At 62.2% G+C, this 17,397-nt stretch carries 14 protein-coding genes and 3 pseudogenes; 3 read left to right on the top strand and 14 right to left on the bottom strand.

The window, feature by feature from the left end; all coding sequences use genetic code 11:
- A pseudogene (locus MUO32_RS28825) lies at positions 1–1,123 on the top strand (IS3 family transposase).
- Positions 1,124–1,632: 509 nt separating this feature from the next.
- Here the strand turns inward: MUO32_RS28825 and aldA are convergent.
- The 12 genes from aldA to MUO32_RS28765 all read right to left on the bottom strand — a co-directional run bounded on the left by aldA (position 1,633) and on the right by MUO32_RS28765 (position 15,014).
- On the bottom strand, positions 1,633–3,117 hold the full coding sequence (aldA, locus tag MUO32_RS28820) for an aldehyde dehydrogenase (protein ID WP_257951823.1): 1,485 nt from the start codon (positions 3,115–3,117) through the stop codon (positions 1,633–1,635).
- A 106-nt stretch (positions 3,118–3,223) separates the two neighbouring features.
- A complete protein-coding gene (locus MUO32_RS28815) occupies positions 3,224–4,165 on the bottom strand; it encodes an ornithine cyclodeaminase (protein ID WP_257951822.1) in 942 nt (313 codons plus the stop codon).
- A 10-nt stretch (positions 4,166–4,175) separates the two neighbouring features.
- The gene (locus tag MUO32_RS28810) at positions 4,176–6,215 is read right to left on the bottom strand and encodes an NADH:flavin oxidoreductase (RefSeq protein ID WP_257951821.1); all 2,040 of its coding nucleotides are present in this window, start codon (positions 6,213–6,215) and stop codon (positions 4,176–4,178) included.
- The gene (locus MUO32_RS28805) at positions 6,212–7,723 is read right to left on the bottom strand and encodes an FAD-dependent oxidoreductase (RefSeq protein WP_257951820.1); all 1,512 of its coding nucleotides are present in this window, start codon (positions 7,721–7,723) and stop codon (positions 6,212–6,214) included. Before MUO32_RS28805 ends, MUO32_RS28810 begins: the two co-directional genes overlap by 4 nt.
- Positions 7,720–8,460 carry a hypothetical protein gene (locus MUO32_RS28800; protein ID WP_257951819.1) on the bottom strand — a complete coding sequence of 247 codons (741 nt, stop codon included), beginning with the start codon at positions 8,458–8,460 and terminating at the stop codon, positions 7,720–7,722. The genes MUO32_RS28805 and MUO32_RS28800 overlap by 4 nt, the downstream gene beginning before the upstream one ends.
- Complete coding sequence (locus MUO32_RS28795) at positions 8,453–9,637, bottom strand: electron transfer flavoprotein subunit alpha/FixB family protein (RefSeq protein WP_257951818.1); 1,185 nt, start codon at positions 9,635–9,637, stop codon at positions 8,453–8,455. The genes MUO32_RS28800 and MUO32_RS28795 overlap by 8 nt, the downstream gene beginning before the upstream one ends.
- On the bottom strand, positions 9,634–11,547 hold the full coding sequence (locus MUO32_RS28790; RefSeq protein WP_257951817.1) for a (Fe-S)-binding protein: 1,914 nt from the start codon (positions 11,545–11,547) through the stop codon (positions 9,634–9,636). The genes MUO32_RS28795 and MUO32_RS28790 overlap by 4 nt, the downstream gene beginning before the upstream one ends.
- Positions 11,548–11,648: 101 nt before the next feature.
- Positions 11,649–12,473 carry an ABC transporter substrate-binding protein gene (locus tag MUO32_RS28785; RefSeq protein WP_257951816.1) on the bottom strand — a complete coding sequence of 275 codons (825 nt, stop codon included), beginning with the start codon at positions 12,471–12,473 and terminating at the stop codon, positions 11,649–11,651.
- Positions 12,474–12,491: 18 nt separating this feature from the next.
- Positions 12,492–13,154: an amino acid ABC transporter permease gene (locus MUO32_RS28780; RefSeq protein ID WP_257951815.1), complete on the bottom strand. Its 663-nt coding sequence runs from the start codon at positions 13,152–13,154 to the stop codon at positions 12,492–12,494.
- 14 nt (positions 13,155–13,168) lie between these two features.
- On the bottom strand, positions 13,169–13,813 hold the full coding sequence (locus MUO32_RS28775) for an amino acid ABC transporter permease (protein ID WP_257951814.1): 645 nt from the start codon (positions 13,811–13,813) through the stop codon (positions 13,169–13,171).
- Complete coding sequence (locus MUO32_RS28770) at positions 13,810–14,565, bottom strand: amino acid ABC transporter ATP-binding protein (protein WP_257951813.1); 756 nt, start codon at positions 14,563–14,565, stop codon at positions 13,810–13,812. The genes MUO32_RS28775 and MUO32_RS28770 overlap by 4 nt, the downstream gene beginning before the upstream one ends.
- Before the next feature lie 101 nt (positions 14,566–14,666).
- Complete coding sequence (locus MUO32_RS28765) at positions 14,667–15,014, bottom strand: cupin domain-containing protein (protein WP_257951812.1); 348 nt, start codon at positions 15,012–15,014, stop codon at positions 14,667–14,669.
- Between the two features lie 141 nt (positions 15,015–15,155).
- Here MUO32_RS28765 and MUO32_RS28760 point away from each other — a divergent pair, with 141 nt between their 5' ends.
- Entirely contained in the window at positions 15,156–16,076 is a 921-nt protein-coding gene (locus MUO32_RS28760; RefSeq protein WP_257951811.1) for a LysR substrate-binding domain-containing protein, read from the top strand.
- A 140-nt stretch (positions 16,077–16,216) separates the two neighbouring features.
- Positions 16,217–16,986 (top strand): annotated as a pseudogene (locus tag MUO32_RS28755) (DDE-type integrase/transposase/recombinase); the annotation flags it as partial.
- Between the two features lie 15 nt (positions 16,987–17,001).
- Here the strand turns inward: MUO32_RS28755 and MUO32_RS29445 are convergent.
- Both MUO32_RS29445 and MUO32_RS28750 read right to left on the bottom strand, forming a co-directional pair.
- A pseudogene (locus tag MUO32_RS29445) lies at positions 17,002–17,121 on the bottom strand (IS630 family transposase); the annotation flags it as partial.
- Entirely contained in the window at positions 17,085–17,237 is a 153-nt protein-coding gene (locus MUO32_RS28750) for a hypothetical protein (RefSeq protein ID WP_257951848.1), read from the bottom strand. The gene MUO32_RS28750 and the pseudogene MUO32_RS29445, both read right to left, overlap by 37 nt.
- Positions 17,238–17,397: the final 160 nt, after the last annotated feature.

Raw genomic sequence — 17,397 nt, 5'->3', positions numbered from 1 at the left:
ATGAAGAGGCAGAGATTTACGGAAGAGCAGATTATTGGGGTGCTGAAGGAGCAGGAGGCGGGCGTCAAGGCTGCTGATCTTTGCCGCAAGCACGGGATTTCCGAGGCGACCTTTTACAAGCGGACGAGAACGCCAAGCTGAAGAAGCTGCTCGCCGAACAGATGCTGGATACAGCCGCACTCCGCGAGCTTCTTTCAAAAAAATGGTCGGGCCTGCCGCCAAGCGTGACGCTGTCGCGCACCTGAAGGCGGTCATGAGCCTTTCGGAACGGCGGGCCCGCCAGATCATATCCGCAGGCCGAAAGACGATCCGCTATCGATCCTCTCGACCGCCGGAGGTCGAACTGCGAGCGAAGTTGCGCGATCTGGCCGATGAGCGTCACCGGTTTGGCTATCGTCGACTGTTCATCCTGCTTCGACGAGACGGAGAGCCGTCCGGCGTCAATCGTATCTATCGACTGTATCGAGCGGAAGGTCTTTCCGTGCGCAAGCGGAAAGCCGGCGTCGTGCTGTTGGCACGCGTGCGCCGATCCTCGTCGAAACAAAGGCCAATGCCCGCTGTATTTCGTCCACGACCAGTTCGCCTGCGGCAGACGCTTCCGCGTCCTCAATGTGGTCGACGATATCACGCGCGAATGCCTGGCGGCGATCCCGGGCACATCGATCTCCGGTCGCCGTATCGCGCGGGACCTGACGACGCTTGTCGAGTGACGGGGCAAGCCGGGCATGATTGTCTCCGACAACGGGGCCGAACTGACCTCGAATGCCACCCTAACCTGGTCGAAGGATCACAAGGTCGACTGGCACCACATTGCGCCGGGAAGACCAATGCAAAACGGCTATGTAGAGAGCTTCAACGGCCGCATGCGCGACGAACTGCACAATGAGAGCCTGTTCTTTGGTCTCGATCATACCCGCAGCGCCATTGCGCAATGGGCCGACGACGACAACAATTTCCGGCCGCACTCATCGCTCGGATACCAGGCCCCGGCGGACAATGCCGGGATCATCGCCGCAACCGGATCCAACACTCCGCAATGTGGAAGCTTCACGCTTCCGCCGGTTGCTCCCATCGCGCCAACTGGCGTATAAAAACCGCCGTGGCTCTAATCGCAGCAGGATGAAACTTCAGGGGCTGGTCACTGATGGCGAGCAGAGGCCAGACCCCGATGTGGGGTGTTTGGTGGCTTAAAACGCAAAAAGCCCCACGAGGGGGCTTTGTTGGTATCGCGTGGAAGTTTGGTTGCAGGGGCCTGATGGGACGGAGACTTGTAAAGTCTCAATCTCAAACTGGCCCAGCATTGAGAGTTTCTGCTTACGCCAGAAGCGGTCGTATGCGCAGTAATCTCGCCGTCCGAATGGGGCCGGCACTTGTCAGTCGCCATTGGCCTTGGCTTAGCAGATAGCTGCCATTCCGCTGCCGACCTCAAGTCGGCGGTCGCGATTGGCTTCGCTGCATCCTAGCAGCCGATATCGTCGGAGCCCACCCGATCTTCCCCATTCCTGATGTGGGCCTTCGCCTACCTTCAGCCAAGGCAAAATGCCCCCGGTGTTTCCAGCGCATTTCTGGCGGATAAATCCATCAGCGCGAGTTCGGGCCGAGGCGCGAAGCCCCGGCCCGCAGTCATGAGCGTTACTGACCCTGGATGTAGATCACATGGGTTTCGGTGAACTCGTAGAGGCCGTGCTTACCATCCGCACCGCCAATGCCCGACTTCTTGCGGCCCGCATGGAACCCCTGCATCGCCTCGAAATTCTCGCGGTTGATGTAAGTTTCGCCGAACTTCAGCTCACGGCAGGCACGCAGCGCCGAGTTGAGGTTGCTCGTATAGATGGACGAAGTCAGACCGTATTCGGTGTCGTTGGCAAGCGCGATTGCCTCGTCGAGGTTCTTCACGGCCTGAACCGGGAGGACGGGGCCGAAGGTCTCGCGACGCATGATCTCCATGGCAGCGGTTGCGCCGGCGATCAGCGTCGGCTCGAAATGATGGCCCTTGCCCTGACCGGTCACATTGCCGCCGGTCACAATGCGCGCGCCTTCTTCGGTCGCCTTGCGCACAGCCGCTTCGACCTTGTCGAGGGCTGCACGATTGATGAGCGGCCCCATATCGAGGTCGTCCGCTTCCGACGGATCGCCCCAGCGCGTCTGTTCGAACAGAACCTTCAACTTTGCAACGAAGGCATCGTGCACAGACTCCTCGACATAGAGCCGCTCGGCGCAGTTGCAGACCTGACCGGTATTGATCACGCGGGAGGCATGAATAGCCTTGGCCGCCAGGTCGAGATCTGCGTCGGCGAGAACGATCGCCGGCGCCTTGCCCCCGAGTTCGAGATTCACCCGAGTCAGGTTCTCTGCGGCCATCTGCATGATGCGGGTACCGGTAGCGACGCTTCCGGTGAAGGTTACCAGATCGATGTCCGGATGCTTGACCAGCGCCGTGCCGGCTTCGGCGCCCTTGCCGCCGACAAGATTGAAGACGCCGGCAGGCAAATCCGTTTCCGCGACGAGCTCGGCGAAGATGAAAGCATTGATCGGCGTCTCCTCGCTCGGCTTGATGACGATCGTGTTGCCGGTCACAAGCGCCGGCGCCATCTTCCGCGCGATCAGGAAGAACGGGAAGTTCCAGGGCAGGATGCCTGCTACGACACCGATCGGCTTACGCAAGAGAAGCATCGTCTCCTTCGGCCGGTCGCTCGTCAGCACCTCGCCTTCGAGGCGACGTGCCCATTCGGCCATGTAGTCGATGTAATCCGCCGTGAAATCGACCTCGACCTGGGCGAGGCCACGGATCTTGCCCTGCTCGCGCACGATAATATCGGCAAGCTCAGTGCGGTGCTGGCGCAGCTTGCCGCTGATAGCACGCAGATGACCAGCGCGCTCGATCGCCGGCAGTTGTTCCCACGAGGACTGCGCAGCCTTAGCGGCCCGCACGGCCGCGTCAACCTCCTGCGCGGTGCTCTCGGGCACGCGACCGACGACGGCGCCCGAGGCCGGGTTAAGAACCTCGATCTGTGAGGCGGATGGTTCGGTAAAGCGGCCGCCTATATAGTTGCGGTAGCTTTTCACTTCAGTCGAGAAGCGCTCGGACACGATACGAGCCTGGTTATTCGATGACATCGTCTACCTCCTACAGGGGTCTTGCCGATCGCTTCGGCTTTGGGTGGCATTTACGGACCCGGCCCATGAATGCCTGAATTTGTCGCAACGCGGTCTGACCACGGATTTAGTCCTCCGCGACGCGCCGGTGCAGCGCCATGGCCGTAAAGAGATCGAGATGGCCGCCGCCGATGTTCTTGAACACGGTGATGTCGCTGTCAGATGCGCGCCCTGGATGTGCACCGGTTGCCAGCTCGAAAAGATCGGCGCGAATATCCCCGAAGTGGATCACCCCGCTCTCCATCGGCTGGATTATGTCGCCGGTGCAATCATGACCCGCGCGGATATCCATGCAGATCAGGGCTGCGCGGCTCATCACGTCGTCATCTGCCTCGCGCATGCCCGGGAGATAGGAGCCGACCAAATCGACATGCGTGCCCGGCTTCAGGAGCACACCCTTGATCAGCGGTGCTGTCGCCATCGTGACGGACGAGATGATATCGGCCAGGCCCAGTGCATCGTCGAGAGAGGCCTGGACCTCGACTGCGATGCCTTCGTGCGAGAGCTCATCTGCAACCGCCATCGCCTTTCCGGGGCTTCTGTTCCAGATCAGAAATCGGTCGAGTTCCGGTCGCGCGGCGCGATGGGCACGCACCATATGCGGGGCGAGACCGCCGGCGCCGATCACCAGAAGGGTGCGTGCGTCCCGGCGCGCGAGGAAGCTTGCACCCAGTGCGGAATCCGCAGCGGTCTTGCGATAGGTCATTTCGGCGCCGTCACAGGTCATCAGCGCCCTGCCGGTTTGGCCGTCGAAGAGCACGACGATGCCCTGGATCGACGGTTCAGGCGGCGAGCGCCCGACATTTTCGGGAAAGACGCCGACCAGCTTGACCGCGACGGCCCGTCCCTGAGCCCAGGCCATGAGATTAACGAACGTGTCCTTGCCCGCATCGGTGATGCACCGGTCGAGCAACGGCATGCCTTGTCCGGCATGAGCGTCCCTCAGCGCCTCAACGAGGTAGGGATAGTCCAGCAGTTTACGGATGCGTTCAGCATCAAGATGGATCATGGTACGCTCCTCAGACGGCTCGCAGAAGCCGTGCGGCATCGAACATGGCGGCATGGATGTTGCGGCTGTAGACGGCATCGCCGATGCGGAAAAGCTGGTAGCGCCCCGCCTCGTTGTTCACCAGGGTCTGCGGGGCCAGGTCGATGAAGGCCTGGTGGTCGAGTTCGCCAACATTCGTCGCGGCAGGCCGCAGTTCGTGGTAGAGATCGTCGCTCGGCATCACACCCGCCTCGGAGACGATCTGCGTCACTTCCCGCTCCTGATCGCGATCGCTGTAGGCTTCGCGCAGAACCGCGATTAGCGCGTTGCCCTCGAGATACACGGACCGCAGATAGTACCCGGGGGTCATGACCACATCGCGCTCATGCAGGCGCTTCATGAAGTTGATGCGCCCCGTACCGCCCATATGAGCGCCGATCATCTGGTCGGGTGCGGCGATCTCCACCAGCGAGCCACGCTCGGACATGAAGTCTGCTACAGTGAGGCCCTGCGCGTCTCCCGTCACATCGTAGAGCAGCACGTTCTCACCGGGCTTCACGGTGCCAGCCAGGATGTCCCAGCTTGGCGTGATGTGTTCGCGGCCCGGGATCTCGGGGATCGCCGGACGCCCACCCGTGGCGATGATCACGACGTCCGGCTCTTCGGCCGTCACGGCCTGCGCAGTGGCAGAGGTCGATGTCCGCACGTCGACGCGCAGCTTGCGGACCTGCATGTCGAGCCATCGGCTGATGCCACCCATGCTTTCGCGCCAACCCAGCGCGCGGGCCAACCGCAACTGGCCGCCGAGCTGCGATTCCTTCTCGAACAGGACCACTTCGTGGCCACGCAGGGCCGCGACGCGCGCAGCTTCCATGCCGCCCGGTCCGCCCCCCACGATCACAACCTTTTTGCGGGCGGGAGCGCTCTTCACCTCGTGCGGCAACTGGCCTTCGCGTCCTGTCGAGACATTCTGGATGCAGCTTGCCGGATGGCCGTCGGAAACGCGATCGATACAGTAGTTGGCGCCCACGCACTGGCGGATGTCGTCATCGCGGCCTTCCATCATCTTGCGAACGAGATGCGGATCGGCGATGTGGGCGCGCGTCATTGCGATCATATCGACATGGCCCTCCGACACGGCACGCGCGGCGGTGGCGAGATCACGGATCGCGGAGGAGTGGAAGACCGGGATGTCCACTTCCGTCTTCACCGCAGAGGCAAGGTAGAGGAACGCGCCGGAATCGTAGGACATGTCCGGCAGCATGCTCTGCAGACCGCGAACCGTGTCGCCATGTCCCTGGTGGACGTTGATGTAGTCGAGCAGGCCGGTGGCGGCGAGCGCCTGGGTGATGCGCAGACACTCCATGGCGTCCATGCCCCCGTCCTGCAATTCGTTGGCCACGAACTTCATGCCGAGGATGAAGTCCTTGCCGACGACGCTGCGAATTTCCTCCATGACCTCGATCACGAACCGCATGCGGTTTTCACGCGAGCCGCCGTATTTGTCGGTCCGCTTGTTGACAACGGGCGAGAGGAAGGCGTCGAGCAGGTGATGCGCGGTCGCAATCAGTTCGCAACCGTCGATGCCGCCGCGCTGGATGCGCCCGGCTGCCTCCGCGAAATGGCGGCGCACGCGGCGGAAGTCGAAGTCCTCCATCTCCTTGGCATAGGAACCATGCATCTCCTCGCGGTTGGTACTCGGGCCGATCAGCGGCAGCCAGTCACGCGAGTCCCATGAGCCGCGCCGGCCGAGATGCGTGATCTGACACATGAGGGCGGCGCCATGCGCGTGGACGCGGTCAGCAAATTGCTCGAAATACGGGATGACGCGATCGTCGCTGACATCGATCTGGTTAAAGGGCAGCGGCGAGTCCTTCGATACGGAGGACGAGCCGCCGAAGCAGGTGAGTGCAATGCCGCCCTTCGCCTTCTCGGCGTGGTATAGCTGGTATTTGTCCTTGGGCATGCCATCTTCCGCATAGCCCGGTGCATGGGAAGTCGACATGATGCGGTTGCGAAGCGTCAAATGCTTCAACTTGAAAGGTTTGAGTAGAGCTTCAGTATTGGTCATGCGGATTTGATCCAGCGGCGCGGGTTGCGTGGGTTAAAGTCGGAAATCGTTGATTGGACATACGCGGCGACATTGGTCCGGCGCTCGTCCTCGGACCAGCCGAGCAACGGTGCGGCGATGACAGAGACGCTCTCGACATGGGCGAGGCCAAGGTCCTCGTCCCAGCCCAGAGAAAGCCGGCGGCGCAATATGTCCTCGAGCAAACGGGCCTGTTCCTTTTCGATGGCGTATCGCACGCTGGCTTCCGTCGCGCGGTTTCCCTCCGATACCAGCCGGGCGGAATAATCCAGCGGCTGCTTCGGACCGGACGGCGGGAGCCGGCGCGCCACGGCGGCGGTCAACCTGCGTCCGGCATCGCGATGGGTCATCAGCAGGCCACCCGTGAAGACGAAGAAGTTCTTCATGCCCTGGTCGGTCAGATCGTGTTCCATGACCTCCATCGAACCCATCGGCTCGCCATCGCGGGCCGTGCGTGGACGCACGCCTGCCCAAGTGAAGAGGATATCGTCGCGGTGCAGCGGAATGCCCGGATAAACCTGGTTCATGATCCTCAGGATACCGTCCACCTCCGGCTCCGCGGCCCTGTAGCCGGCGTGATCCGCTTGCGACGGCGTGTCCCACGGACCGGCATAGTGCAGGTCGCCCCAAGGGATGAGATAGAAGGGAGCCCCCTCAGGCGTGATCGTCTCCATGCCGATGCCACGCATCGAAGCCGGAAGCCGCACCACGGCATTCGTTCCCTTGGCGCCCGAATTGAGGCGCGGTGCTGCGCTGGAGCAAAGCCCGGTGACGTCGTCCACCCAGGCTCCGGCGGCATTGACGATCGCCCTTGCCTCGAAGGTCCGGTTCGTCCCGTCGGCGAAGCGTGCATCCACCTGCCAACCATCGCTACCGGAGCGCCGGATTGCCACGACCTCGGCATAATTGAAGGCGTCCAGGCCGATATCGCGGGCCTTCATGACCGTGTCCAGGACGACCCGCTCGGGCCAGACATATTGATATTCGGTAAAGGCAAGCGCTCCCCGCACGCCCTCGAGATCGGCCATGCCCTGCAGGCCGGGATGCTGTCGAGCTTCCTTGGCCGACATGACCTTGAGATCGAGAGGCACGCCTCTGTCGAAGAGAGACATGATGCCGAAGGCCAGCCGTGCGCGCGGGCCCGAAATCGCGCTTCGGGCATTGAAAGGAACCACGAATTCGACCTTGCGCACGCGTTCGGGTGACGTCTTCACGAAGTCGCCGCGCTCGCGCATCGCACGCCGGGCGAGTTCCATGCATTCCAGCACGTAGGCCGGACGGCTGATGAAGTTCCACATCGAGTGGTTCGCCGCCGAAAAGTACGTCAGGCCGCAATGCTGCAGGCGCGACGTGCGGCTGCTCGTGGCTACCCCGTAGTCGCCGCGTTCCAACAGCGCGGTCTTGTAGCCGGCGGACGAAAGGTGCTGGCCCGCGCCAGCTCCAATGATGCCGCCTCCGATAACGACGACGTCGTAAGCGCTAACCGTCATTTTCCACTTTCCTGAATGATGTTCTTGTCTCTGAGGAAGTCGAGGATGCGATGCGCCGCCTCATCCGGCGTTAGGCCGACCAAGAGCGCACTGTCACTGGCAGTTTGCCCGGCCGAAATCTTCTTCGGCCTCCGGCGCGCTGGCGCCCGCGCCCAGGTCGAGGCTTCGTGATCCTTCGCAACAATTCCGGCGGTCACCTGCAAGGTACCCCGCCGCGAACGGGCAAATGCTCGGGCGCGCGGCGCCGGTGCCAGTTCACTGGCGGAAATGACCGCCGGAAGCTGGACCGCCAGTCGTCGGCGTGTCGCGCCGCGATAGGCCTGAATTACTATCGCCTCGTTGGGCTCGATCACCTCGATCGAGGCTATACTGGAGACGTGCCTGAATCCGAGGCCATGCGCGAGGAGATAAGGGACCATCCCGCTCGCCTCGCCGGCATCGGCAGCCATGCCGCTCAGCACCAGATCAGGCTTCAATTCGGCGAGGCGCTCGCAAAGCGTGGGCACGATGTCGCCGCCGTCGGTCCAGATCCCGAGAACCTCGATCGCGTCGAGGCCCATGCCGAGGTAGTCTCGCAAACCCGTGTTCGATGCATCGCCGACATGGAGGGCGATGGGATGGGGGCTGAGGCGCAACGCCATTTCCAGCGCGCGCGCATCGCCAGGCGCCATGCGTGTCCTGCCCGAGACAGGGTGCATGCCGACCGAGAGGAGGACGACGACCTTCGGATCACGCATCAGCCTGCCCTCCGGCAAGCCGGGCCAAGGCGGGCATGACCTGCTGGGCGTTGGCGATGATGGCAAGATCGGCGCGCTTGACCATCGCCGCGTGCAGGTCGGTATTGACGGCGATGACATAGCGGCAGCGTTGCACGCCCTGCAAATGCTGGGGCGCGCCGGAAATACCAAAGGCCAGATAGCACCGCGCTTCCACCAGCGTGCCCGAGGCGCCGACCTGGCGATGCCGGGGCAGATGCCCGGCGTCCACGACTTGGCGACTTCCGGCAAGCGTTCCGCCAAGCGCTTCCGTGACGCCGCGAAAAGCCTCCCAGTCGTTGACGCCGTCGCCGGCACTGACGATGAAACGCGCCTCGTCGAGCGGCGCATCGAGTTGCGAGGCGGTGACGGCGCCGAGGTCGCGAACGCCGGAGGTCTTCTCGTCGAGTTCGATCTCGATCCGTCTGCCTTCGCGCGCAACGCCACTCTCGTAGACGTCGAACCGGCCCGGCGCGAGCGTTGCGACCCTCGGCAGTGGTCGGCAAACCTCGGTCCGGCCTCCGGCCTCTTGGAAGGTGGCCCTCTCGCTCGAAAGCAGATGCAGGGACGTGGCCGGTCGCTCTCCAAGCAGGATGGCCGTACGCCGTGCGACATCGGCATCCGCTCCGCCTTCGCCGAAGAACACATGGCGCGCGTTGAAGTGCTCTGTCACGGCCACGACATGCGCTGCGAGTGCATCCGGATCGGTCATCAGCGGCAGCAGGACGGCGCGGTCGGCGCCGATCTGTCCGAGGTCTGTCGCCGGGTCCTGAAAACCAACGCGCACCATGATGACACCGCCGCCTATTTCATCAGCCACCCTGTGCGCCGCACCCAGCAGTTCGCGTTCGGCATCCGGCCACGGCTCCTCCGAAAGGCTGACGACGACGATCCAGGAAACGTCGTCCGCCAGCACGATCCGCTGCGGTGCAACAGGCAGGTGCGTGTTTTGGCCGATGCGGCTGGTCGCGCGGGCGGTATGCAGTTCACGGCGAAGCCTCTGATCCTTGTCCTTGCGAGGATCGCGACGTAGAAGGCCGCTGGCGCCGGAACGTTCGACGGCATCAGCCCGGGTATCCGCTTCATGCTTGCGCGGATCAACGCGTGGCACGGTGCCAGGTGCCGAGGGAGCGCGCCTTTGCCTGTGAATGCGCATCATGGCCGGGCCTCGCCCGCTGTCGCCAGCAAAAGCTCGGCGATATCGATGATTTCGAGCCGGGGCTGCGCGACGCCTTCCAGCATCTGTGTACAGTATGGGCAGGCTGTGATCAGGAGTTGCGCGTCAATTTCCCTTGCATCCCCCATGCGCATGTCGGGAATGCGTCTGTCACCCGCAATATCGGTGATCGGTGCGCCGCCGCCGCCGCCGCAACAGCGCGAGCGCATGCCTGAGCGCTCCATCTCGACGAAATCCGTTGAGATGGCAGACAGCAGCATGCGCGGCGCTGTCGTCTCGCCATTGTAGCGACCGAGATAACAAGGGTCGTGGTAGGTCACACGCCGGTCTTCCAGGCGGCCAGGCTTGAGCCTTCCCTCTTCGACGAGACGCATCAGCACTTCGGTATGGTGCTCGACATGCAGCGGAGTACCGAACTGCTGATACTCGTTGCGCAGCGAATGGACGACGTGCGGATCGATCGTCACGATGCGCCTGAACCGCAGTCCGGAGAGAATGCGCGTGTTCTCCGACGCGAGCCGGATGAAGCTCGCCTCGTCGCCCAGACGCCGCGCGAGATCGCCACAGTCGCGCTCCTCTTCCAGAACTGCGAAGTCGACATCGGCCTGACGCAAGAGTGTGACAAGCGCGCGCAGCGTGCGCTGGTTGCGGCGATCAAAGGCTGCTTCGCCGAGCCAGAGCAGGATATCGACTTCGCAATCCGGCGTCGCTACTGGCAGGGCGAGATCGGCGGCCCAGTCGAGACGTTCAGATAGAGCCCGGCCGGAGGCCGTGTCGGTCTTATCAAGATTGTCGAGCACTTCGGCCGCCTTGCCGGGAGCGGCGGCCTCTTCGAGGGTCTGGAAGCGGCGGATGTCGATAACCGCATCAACATGCTCGATCATCATCGGGCACTCCTGGACGCAGGCGCGGCAGGTCGTGCAGGCCCAGAGTGTTTCCGGTGCGATGCCGAGCGACGTGCCCGCTCGGTCCGAAACCAGTGGCGCAATCGGCCCGGCGGCAAGGCGCGCCAGATCAATATGGGGGTGCGGGCTTCCGGCATAGCTCAGAGGGGTTCCGGGCGCGGAAAGATTCCCGGCGATATCCTGAATGAGACGCTTGGGATTCAGCGGCATGCCGGCGGCGAATGCCGGACAGGCGCTTTCGCAGCGGCCGCATTGGACGCAGGCGTCGAAGCCGATCAGCCGGTTCCAGGCAAAGCTTCCGGCGGTCTCGACACCCAGAACGGGTGCATCAAGATCGAGCGGACGGAGGGCTCCATCCGGCTTATTCGTTCCGAAGCGAGCCGGACGGGGGTGGAAGGCAAGATGAAGGGCACCAGCGATGGCATGGCGCATCGGGCCGCTGGTCACGGTCCAGGCCAGCCAGCCAAGGCCGACTAGGCCGCATGCGAACGCGATGCCATTGGATACGGCCCAGGCGGTAGACGGCGCGGCAAGCGCGGCGACGGAAAGAGTCGCGAAGGACGCGACGACCAGGGCGAAAGCCGGCGTCAGCATCGACCACTTGCCGCCCGAAAGATGAGCCGGCCGGCGAGGCAACCGGCGACGGCCCTGAAGGATCAGGCCGTAAAGCGCGACAGCGCTGGCGGCCAGGATCATCCAGGACAGGGCACGCGTCCCAGCGTGGAAGACGAGGGCAACGGCGAGCACCAGCACCAGCAGCAAGCCGCCGGCGAGTGTGGCGTGCATGCGTGCATTTTCCGGCTTGCGCGCCACGACTTCGTGCACGTCATGCAGATATCGCCGCGGCATGCTGGCGAGACCGGCAAGAACAGGCACTCGGGCGCTGGCGCCCACCCGCCAGCGCATGGCAAGCATGGCGACCCTGACCACGGCAACCAGGACGCCGAAGGCAACAATACCGAACATGGCTGTCGTGGGTTCAGGCACGGGGCTTGTCCAAAAAATAGGAGTTCTATGCGGCAGGCGGGATAGTCTCCCGCCTGCCGGAGCTGTTTGCAGGCTTTCGATCCGCTGGAGAGGGGAATATGTTATTCGATCAGGCGCGGCGCGCCGGTGTCAGCGGCCGAGGCTTCGAGGCCGTGCTTCACGAGGATTTCGGCGATCTTGCCGCTCTCATGCAGTTCGGCGATGTCGGCGTCGATCGCAGCAGAGAAGGCCTCATTCTTCTTACTCATCGGGAAAGTGCCCTGGCCGGCTTCACGCGAGGCGGCGATGCGATCGTCGGCGTCCATGACTTTCACCTGGATGCCGCTCAGCGTGCCCTGTTTGATAGCGCTCATGCCGGTCGAGTAGCCGTCGAAGGCAGCCGCAAGGCGACCGGCAACGAGATCCTGATGCATGGCGACCGAGGTCGGATAGAGCTTGAGGTTTTCGCCGAACACCTTCTGCAAGTCTGCGACCCAGAGGTTGCCCTGTACGGAGCCCACAGGTTTGCCTTCCAGCGTGCCTAACTCGACAAGGCCCTCTTTCGAGAAAAGCGCCATCTGATCGAGGTAGAGCGGCGCTGACAGATTTACGACGCGGGTGCGTGCTTTGGTGCGGTACCAGGCGCCAGTGCTGACATCGGCGCGGCCCGACACAACTGTCTGGATGCCGGCTGCGGCATCGGTCGGCAGGGTCTTGAGCTCCAGGCATTCCATCTTGGCGATTTCCGCCAGAATGTCGGCGTCCACGCCTTGCACGTTGCCCGAGCTATCGATGTAGGAGAATGGAGCAAAGGTCACGGCGCCAACCGTGATGAAGCCCTTGTCTGCAGTGGTGATCTCGTGCTTTGGCTTACAGTCCTGCGCATAGGCCGGAACAGTCATCATGGCAGTCGTCGCGAGTACGGAAGCAAGCAGTGTGATGCGCATTTAAGTCTCCTCTGGAAGTTATCGTTGCGAATACGCGCCTGCCCTGCGTTCCGCCCATGACACGATGAAGGAGGCGGGGATACAGATGGCCACGTAGAATATCCCGGCCACGCCGAGCGCGGGAAAATAGAAGAATTGCATCGAGCCGATGTCGTAGGCACGGCTGATGAGCTCAGGCACGGCGATCGCGAAACAGAGCGATGTCCCCTGGAACACCAGGATGGCGAAGCCGAGCAGCGCGGGTATTGCGACGCGCACACCCTGCGGGATGATGACGAAACGCAAGCCATCCCAACGGGTCATGCCGAGCGCCATCACCGCCTCGTTCTGGCCTGCCGGAACGGCTGCGAGACCCGAACGGATGATCTCGCTTGTATAGGCGCCCGTGTTGAAGCTGATGGCGGTACAGGCTGCAACAAAGGCGCCAATCGACAGGCCGGCACTGGGGAGGCCGAAATATACGAATTGCAGCAGCACCAGTGCAGGCGCGCCGCGGCCGACCTCGACCAGCAGCAGACAGAGATAGCGGACCCCGCGGTTTTTCACCTGCACGCCCAGGGCGAACAGGAAGCCCATCGGAATGCCGATCGCGAGGGACACCAGTGTGATGCGCACGCTGACAAGGAAGCCGCTCCAGAAGGAGGGAAGCCAGCTGCGGATGTCTTCCCAGGTCACGCCCATAAGCAAAGCGTCCATCAGCGAGATACCTTTGCACGAAGGTGATGCTCGGCCTCGCGCGACAGGGCGGCGATCGGCAGGCTCAGAAGGATGTAGAGGAGGCCCACGACCGCATAGACTTCGAGGCCACGATAGGTCTGGAGCGAGACCTGATTACCGCGAAAGGCAAGCTCGGCCACACCGATCGTCGAGGCGACCGCGGAGTCCTTTAGCAGGCCGATCGCGTATGTCGCTGCGGAGGGAATCGATACACGCATCATTTGGGGGATCAGAATGTCGCAATAGAGGCGGTATTTGCTGAAGTTGAGCGCGGTCGCGGCCTCGTACTGACCGTGGTGGATCGCAACCATGCCGCCGCGATAAATCTCTGCCATGTTGACGGCAGCGATGAGGCCGAATGCTACGACTGCGGCAGAGAATGCGCTGAGCGTGATGAGTCCTGATCCGAGCCCAAAGAAGATCAGGAAAAGCCAGAGGATTGGCGGGACCGACCGCACGAGGCTGATGATTCCTACCGTCAGGAGGCGAAGCGGCGCGAAGGTCGACTGCGCGGCCAGCATCAGCGGAAAGCCGATAATCGCCCCGAAGATCAGCGCCAGCCCGGTCACAGCGATCGTGATTGGCAGTCCGGCCAGAATATAGAGCGCGGTGTCGATGGTCATCGTTCGTTGACCGCACGCAGGAAGCGGATGGCGCGCTCCGATTTCGGTGACCGGATGACGTCGCGGCTTGCCCCATATTCGATGACCCGACCGTCGGCCATGATCATCGCGTGGTCCGACACGTTCTCGGCAAAGCCCATCTCGTGTGTCACGACGATCATCGTCATACCGCTTTCGGCGAGCTGACGCATGACTGCGAGCACTTCCAGGCCGAGTTCCGGATCGAGTGCCGACGTCGGCTCGTCAAAGAGCATGACCTTCGGGTCGAGCGCGAGCGCCCGGGCGATGGCGATGCGCTGCTGCTGGCCACCCGAACATCGGCCCGGATATTGCTGTGCCTTGTCGGCCAAGCCGACGCGATCCAGAAGCTGCATCGAGACCTTATCCGCCTCGGCGCGCGACCGGCGGAGCACCCGCTGCTGCGGCAGACTGACATTCTGCAGCACGCTCATGTGCGGGAAGAGGTTGAAGGACTGGAAAACCATGCCCAAGCTGCGGCGCAACAGGAAAAGCTCGTTCCGCTTGGGCTCGGTGCCGCCCTGCACGGCGAGCCCGTTCACCGCGACGACGCCCGAGTCCGGCCTTTCCAGGTAGTTGATGCAACGCAGGAGTGTGGATTTGCCGGACCCGCTCGGTCCGATGATCGCCAGAACCTCGCCGGCCTGGACCTCCAGATCGACATTCTTCAGCACGGCGTGGCTGCCGTAGCTCTTGCAGATGCCTTGCAGTTTGACGACGGGGGAGGCCTTCATGGCGCATCCTTGGCTATTGCCCGCGCGAGGTGCGACGAGGCTTGGCTTGCATACCTCCAGGCGGAGGAGCGAATTGAGCGTGCCGCCCTGCGGCGCAGGCCTTACGTGAACATCAGGAAGATGAGCGCGCCGTTGTGGCTTCCTGCAATGTGGTTCGCGCCCGCCCCCCGGACGACGAAGTCGCCTTTTACGTAAGTCTGGTTCTGGTCGTAGAAGTCTCCCTCCAGCACGAGGAGGTGCTCCATACGGTCATGCGAATGGCTCTCGGCGTAAGCGCCCGGCTCGACCTTAATGATGTAGGCTTGGCGCCCGTCCTCGGCGTTGAGCAACTCCTTTCCGAGAAACCCGTCGCCGCCGCCATCGCCCCACGTCAGGGCCTCGCTCGATACGACATGGAAAATCTCTCTCGCTGGGCGATTTCCCGACGCCGGCTGCATCAGACTAGACATCACATTCCCCTTCACCAGCATTTATCTGCTGTGTTTGTAAGGCCTATTTCAACGCCCGACACGCCAAGCGTCAACGCGAATTCGCATCACCTTGACATAACCGTAGATTATCGGAGAATGCGAGATTATGTGGAGCTCTCCATGACAAAGTTCCGGACTCGCCTGCCCCCTTTCGCCGCTCTGGTCGCCTTCGAGGCAGCCGCCAGGTTGAAAAGTTTCACCGGTGCCGCCAACGAGCTGGGCGTCAGCCAGCCAGCCGTCACACGGCAGATTCGTGACTTCGAAAACATGATTGGCGCACCGCTTTTCGATCGGCTCCACCGCTCGGTCGAACTCACCGAGCGCGGTAGGGAACTCGCACAAACTTTGACACGCTGCCTTGAGGAGATCGCCGGATCTGTCGAGCGGCTTCGAGTTAGCCGGAAAACCGTCGACCTGAAGATCACGTCCTACGTTTCGTTTTCCAGCCTCTGGCTCGTCCCGCGGATCATGAGGTTTGGGGAGAACCATCCCGATGTCAGCTTCCATACTGTGAGCCAGCATCGTGGCGCGGAGTTGCAGATGAGTTCCGTAGATGTCGCGCTACGATACGGTCAGGGCGGGTGGACCGATGGCGAGGTGCATTACCTCTTTCACGACCGGCTGTTCCCGGTCTGCAGCCCAGACTATCTGCGCAAGTGCGGCGGCGAAATCCTGCTAGAGGATCTCTGGCGCCACAAGATCATCGACTGCGACAACTATGGTGAGTGGCCGGACTGGTCCCAGTTCATGGCCTATCACGATATCCATGGCGAACGGCTGAACATCGCGCATCACTACACTTATTACACCGACGCCTTGCTCGCCGCGATCGCCGGCCATGGCATTCTGATGGGCTGGCAGTCGCATGTCACCGACAAGATCGCTGCTGGACAGCTTGTGCGGTTCCAGCCTCACACCATGCCGAGCACCGACGGCCACTACTTGGTCGTGAAGAACGAACGGAAGAACCTTCCTGTGATAAAGTCGCTGATTAAATGGCTCCAGGAGGAAAGCCGCCCTTACAAGCAGTTGCCGGCGTGAGCGGTAGACGGTGTCCTAACATATTGATTTCACAAAATCCTAACAGACGAGGAAGCCCCAAAGGATGCATACCTGCATCCACCGTTTTGAACCGCTCGGGGTTTGCCGGAGGCTCCAACTTCTGAGAAAGTGGAGCCGCTATGAGCAAGACAACGAATACGTTTTCACCTGAAGTCCGTGAGCGTACCATCCGTATGGTGCAGGATCACGAACCAGAACATCCGTCGCCGTGGGCTGCCGTTCCATCTATCGCGACCAAGATCGGCTGTTCGCCTGCCACGCTGCATGAATGGGTGAAGAAAACCGAGGTCACCCGCTGCACAGTCGCCAGGCTTATGAGATCGATGAGCCCGCAGGGCATCATTCGCGGAAGCCGATCCGCACGACCTTGCCGGACATGTCGGCCCCGAGCCCGTTGGATCGCGTGAACCGCCAGTTCAAGCGCCTGCGCCGAACAGGCTGTAGGTTTCGGATTTACCTCTATCGCGACCTGGCAGAGCTTCGTTTGCGTGACCTTCGTCATCGGCGCCTTCGCCCGTCGCATTGTTGACTGGCGGGCACATGCGGGTTTCGTTCTTGATGCTCTGGAGCAGGCTCTTCACAATCGGCGTCCCGTTCATGGCGGCGGCCTCCTGCATCACTCGGACAGGGCGTTCAATACGTGTCCATTCGCTCTTCCGAACGGCTGGTAGAAGCAGGCATCGAGCCTTCTGTCGGAAGCGTCGGCGACAGTTACAACAACGCACACGCTGAAACCATCAACGGTCTCTGCAAGGCCGAGGTCATCCATCGCCGTGGGCCATGGCGCAACGTCGAGGCGGTCGAGTTTGCTACCCTGGAATAGGTCGATTGGTTCAACCATCGACGCCTTCTGGAGCCCATCGGCAAGATACCGCCAGCCGAAGCCGAGGAATTCCCAGCCCCCTGCGGTAAAAGCGATGCCATTGATGGGACCGTCGAGCACGCATGGCGCGACAATGCTGTCGCGGCGCAGACCCGCCAGAACGGTCAGGGTCTTCCAGTGGCCATGCGGAGTTTTTTGAAGGTTTTGCTTTCACTGCGCAGGAACCACCAGGCCGTGCCGTAGGGCACGTCGATCCCTGCAGTCTTCAGGTCCAGGGGCAGCGTCCGTAAATCCAGAGAAAGAGGTCGCGCCATCATGGCTAGCCTCCGCACCAGCAATGATCTTCAATCATAAGCAAGACTGGAAGAGAATCCCAAAACGATTCCGCCTCATGCTGACAAACCTCGTTATAGGGAGCATAGGCCATCGGATGTGGGGTGTTTGAAGGCTTAAAACGCAAGAAAGCCCCACGAGGGG

The sequence above is a fragment of the Shinella sp. CPCC 101442 genome, from assembly GCF_024704725.1.
GTDB lineage: Bacteria > Pseudomonadota > Alphaproteobacteria > Rhizobiales > Rhizobiaceae > Shinella.
This window is presented reverse-complemented; position numbering and strand designations above follow the sequence as displayed.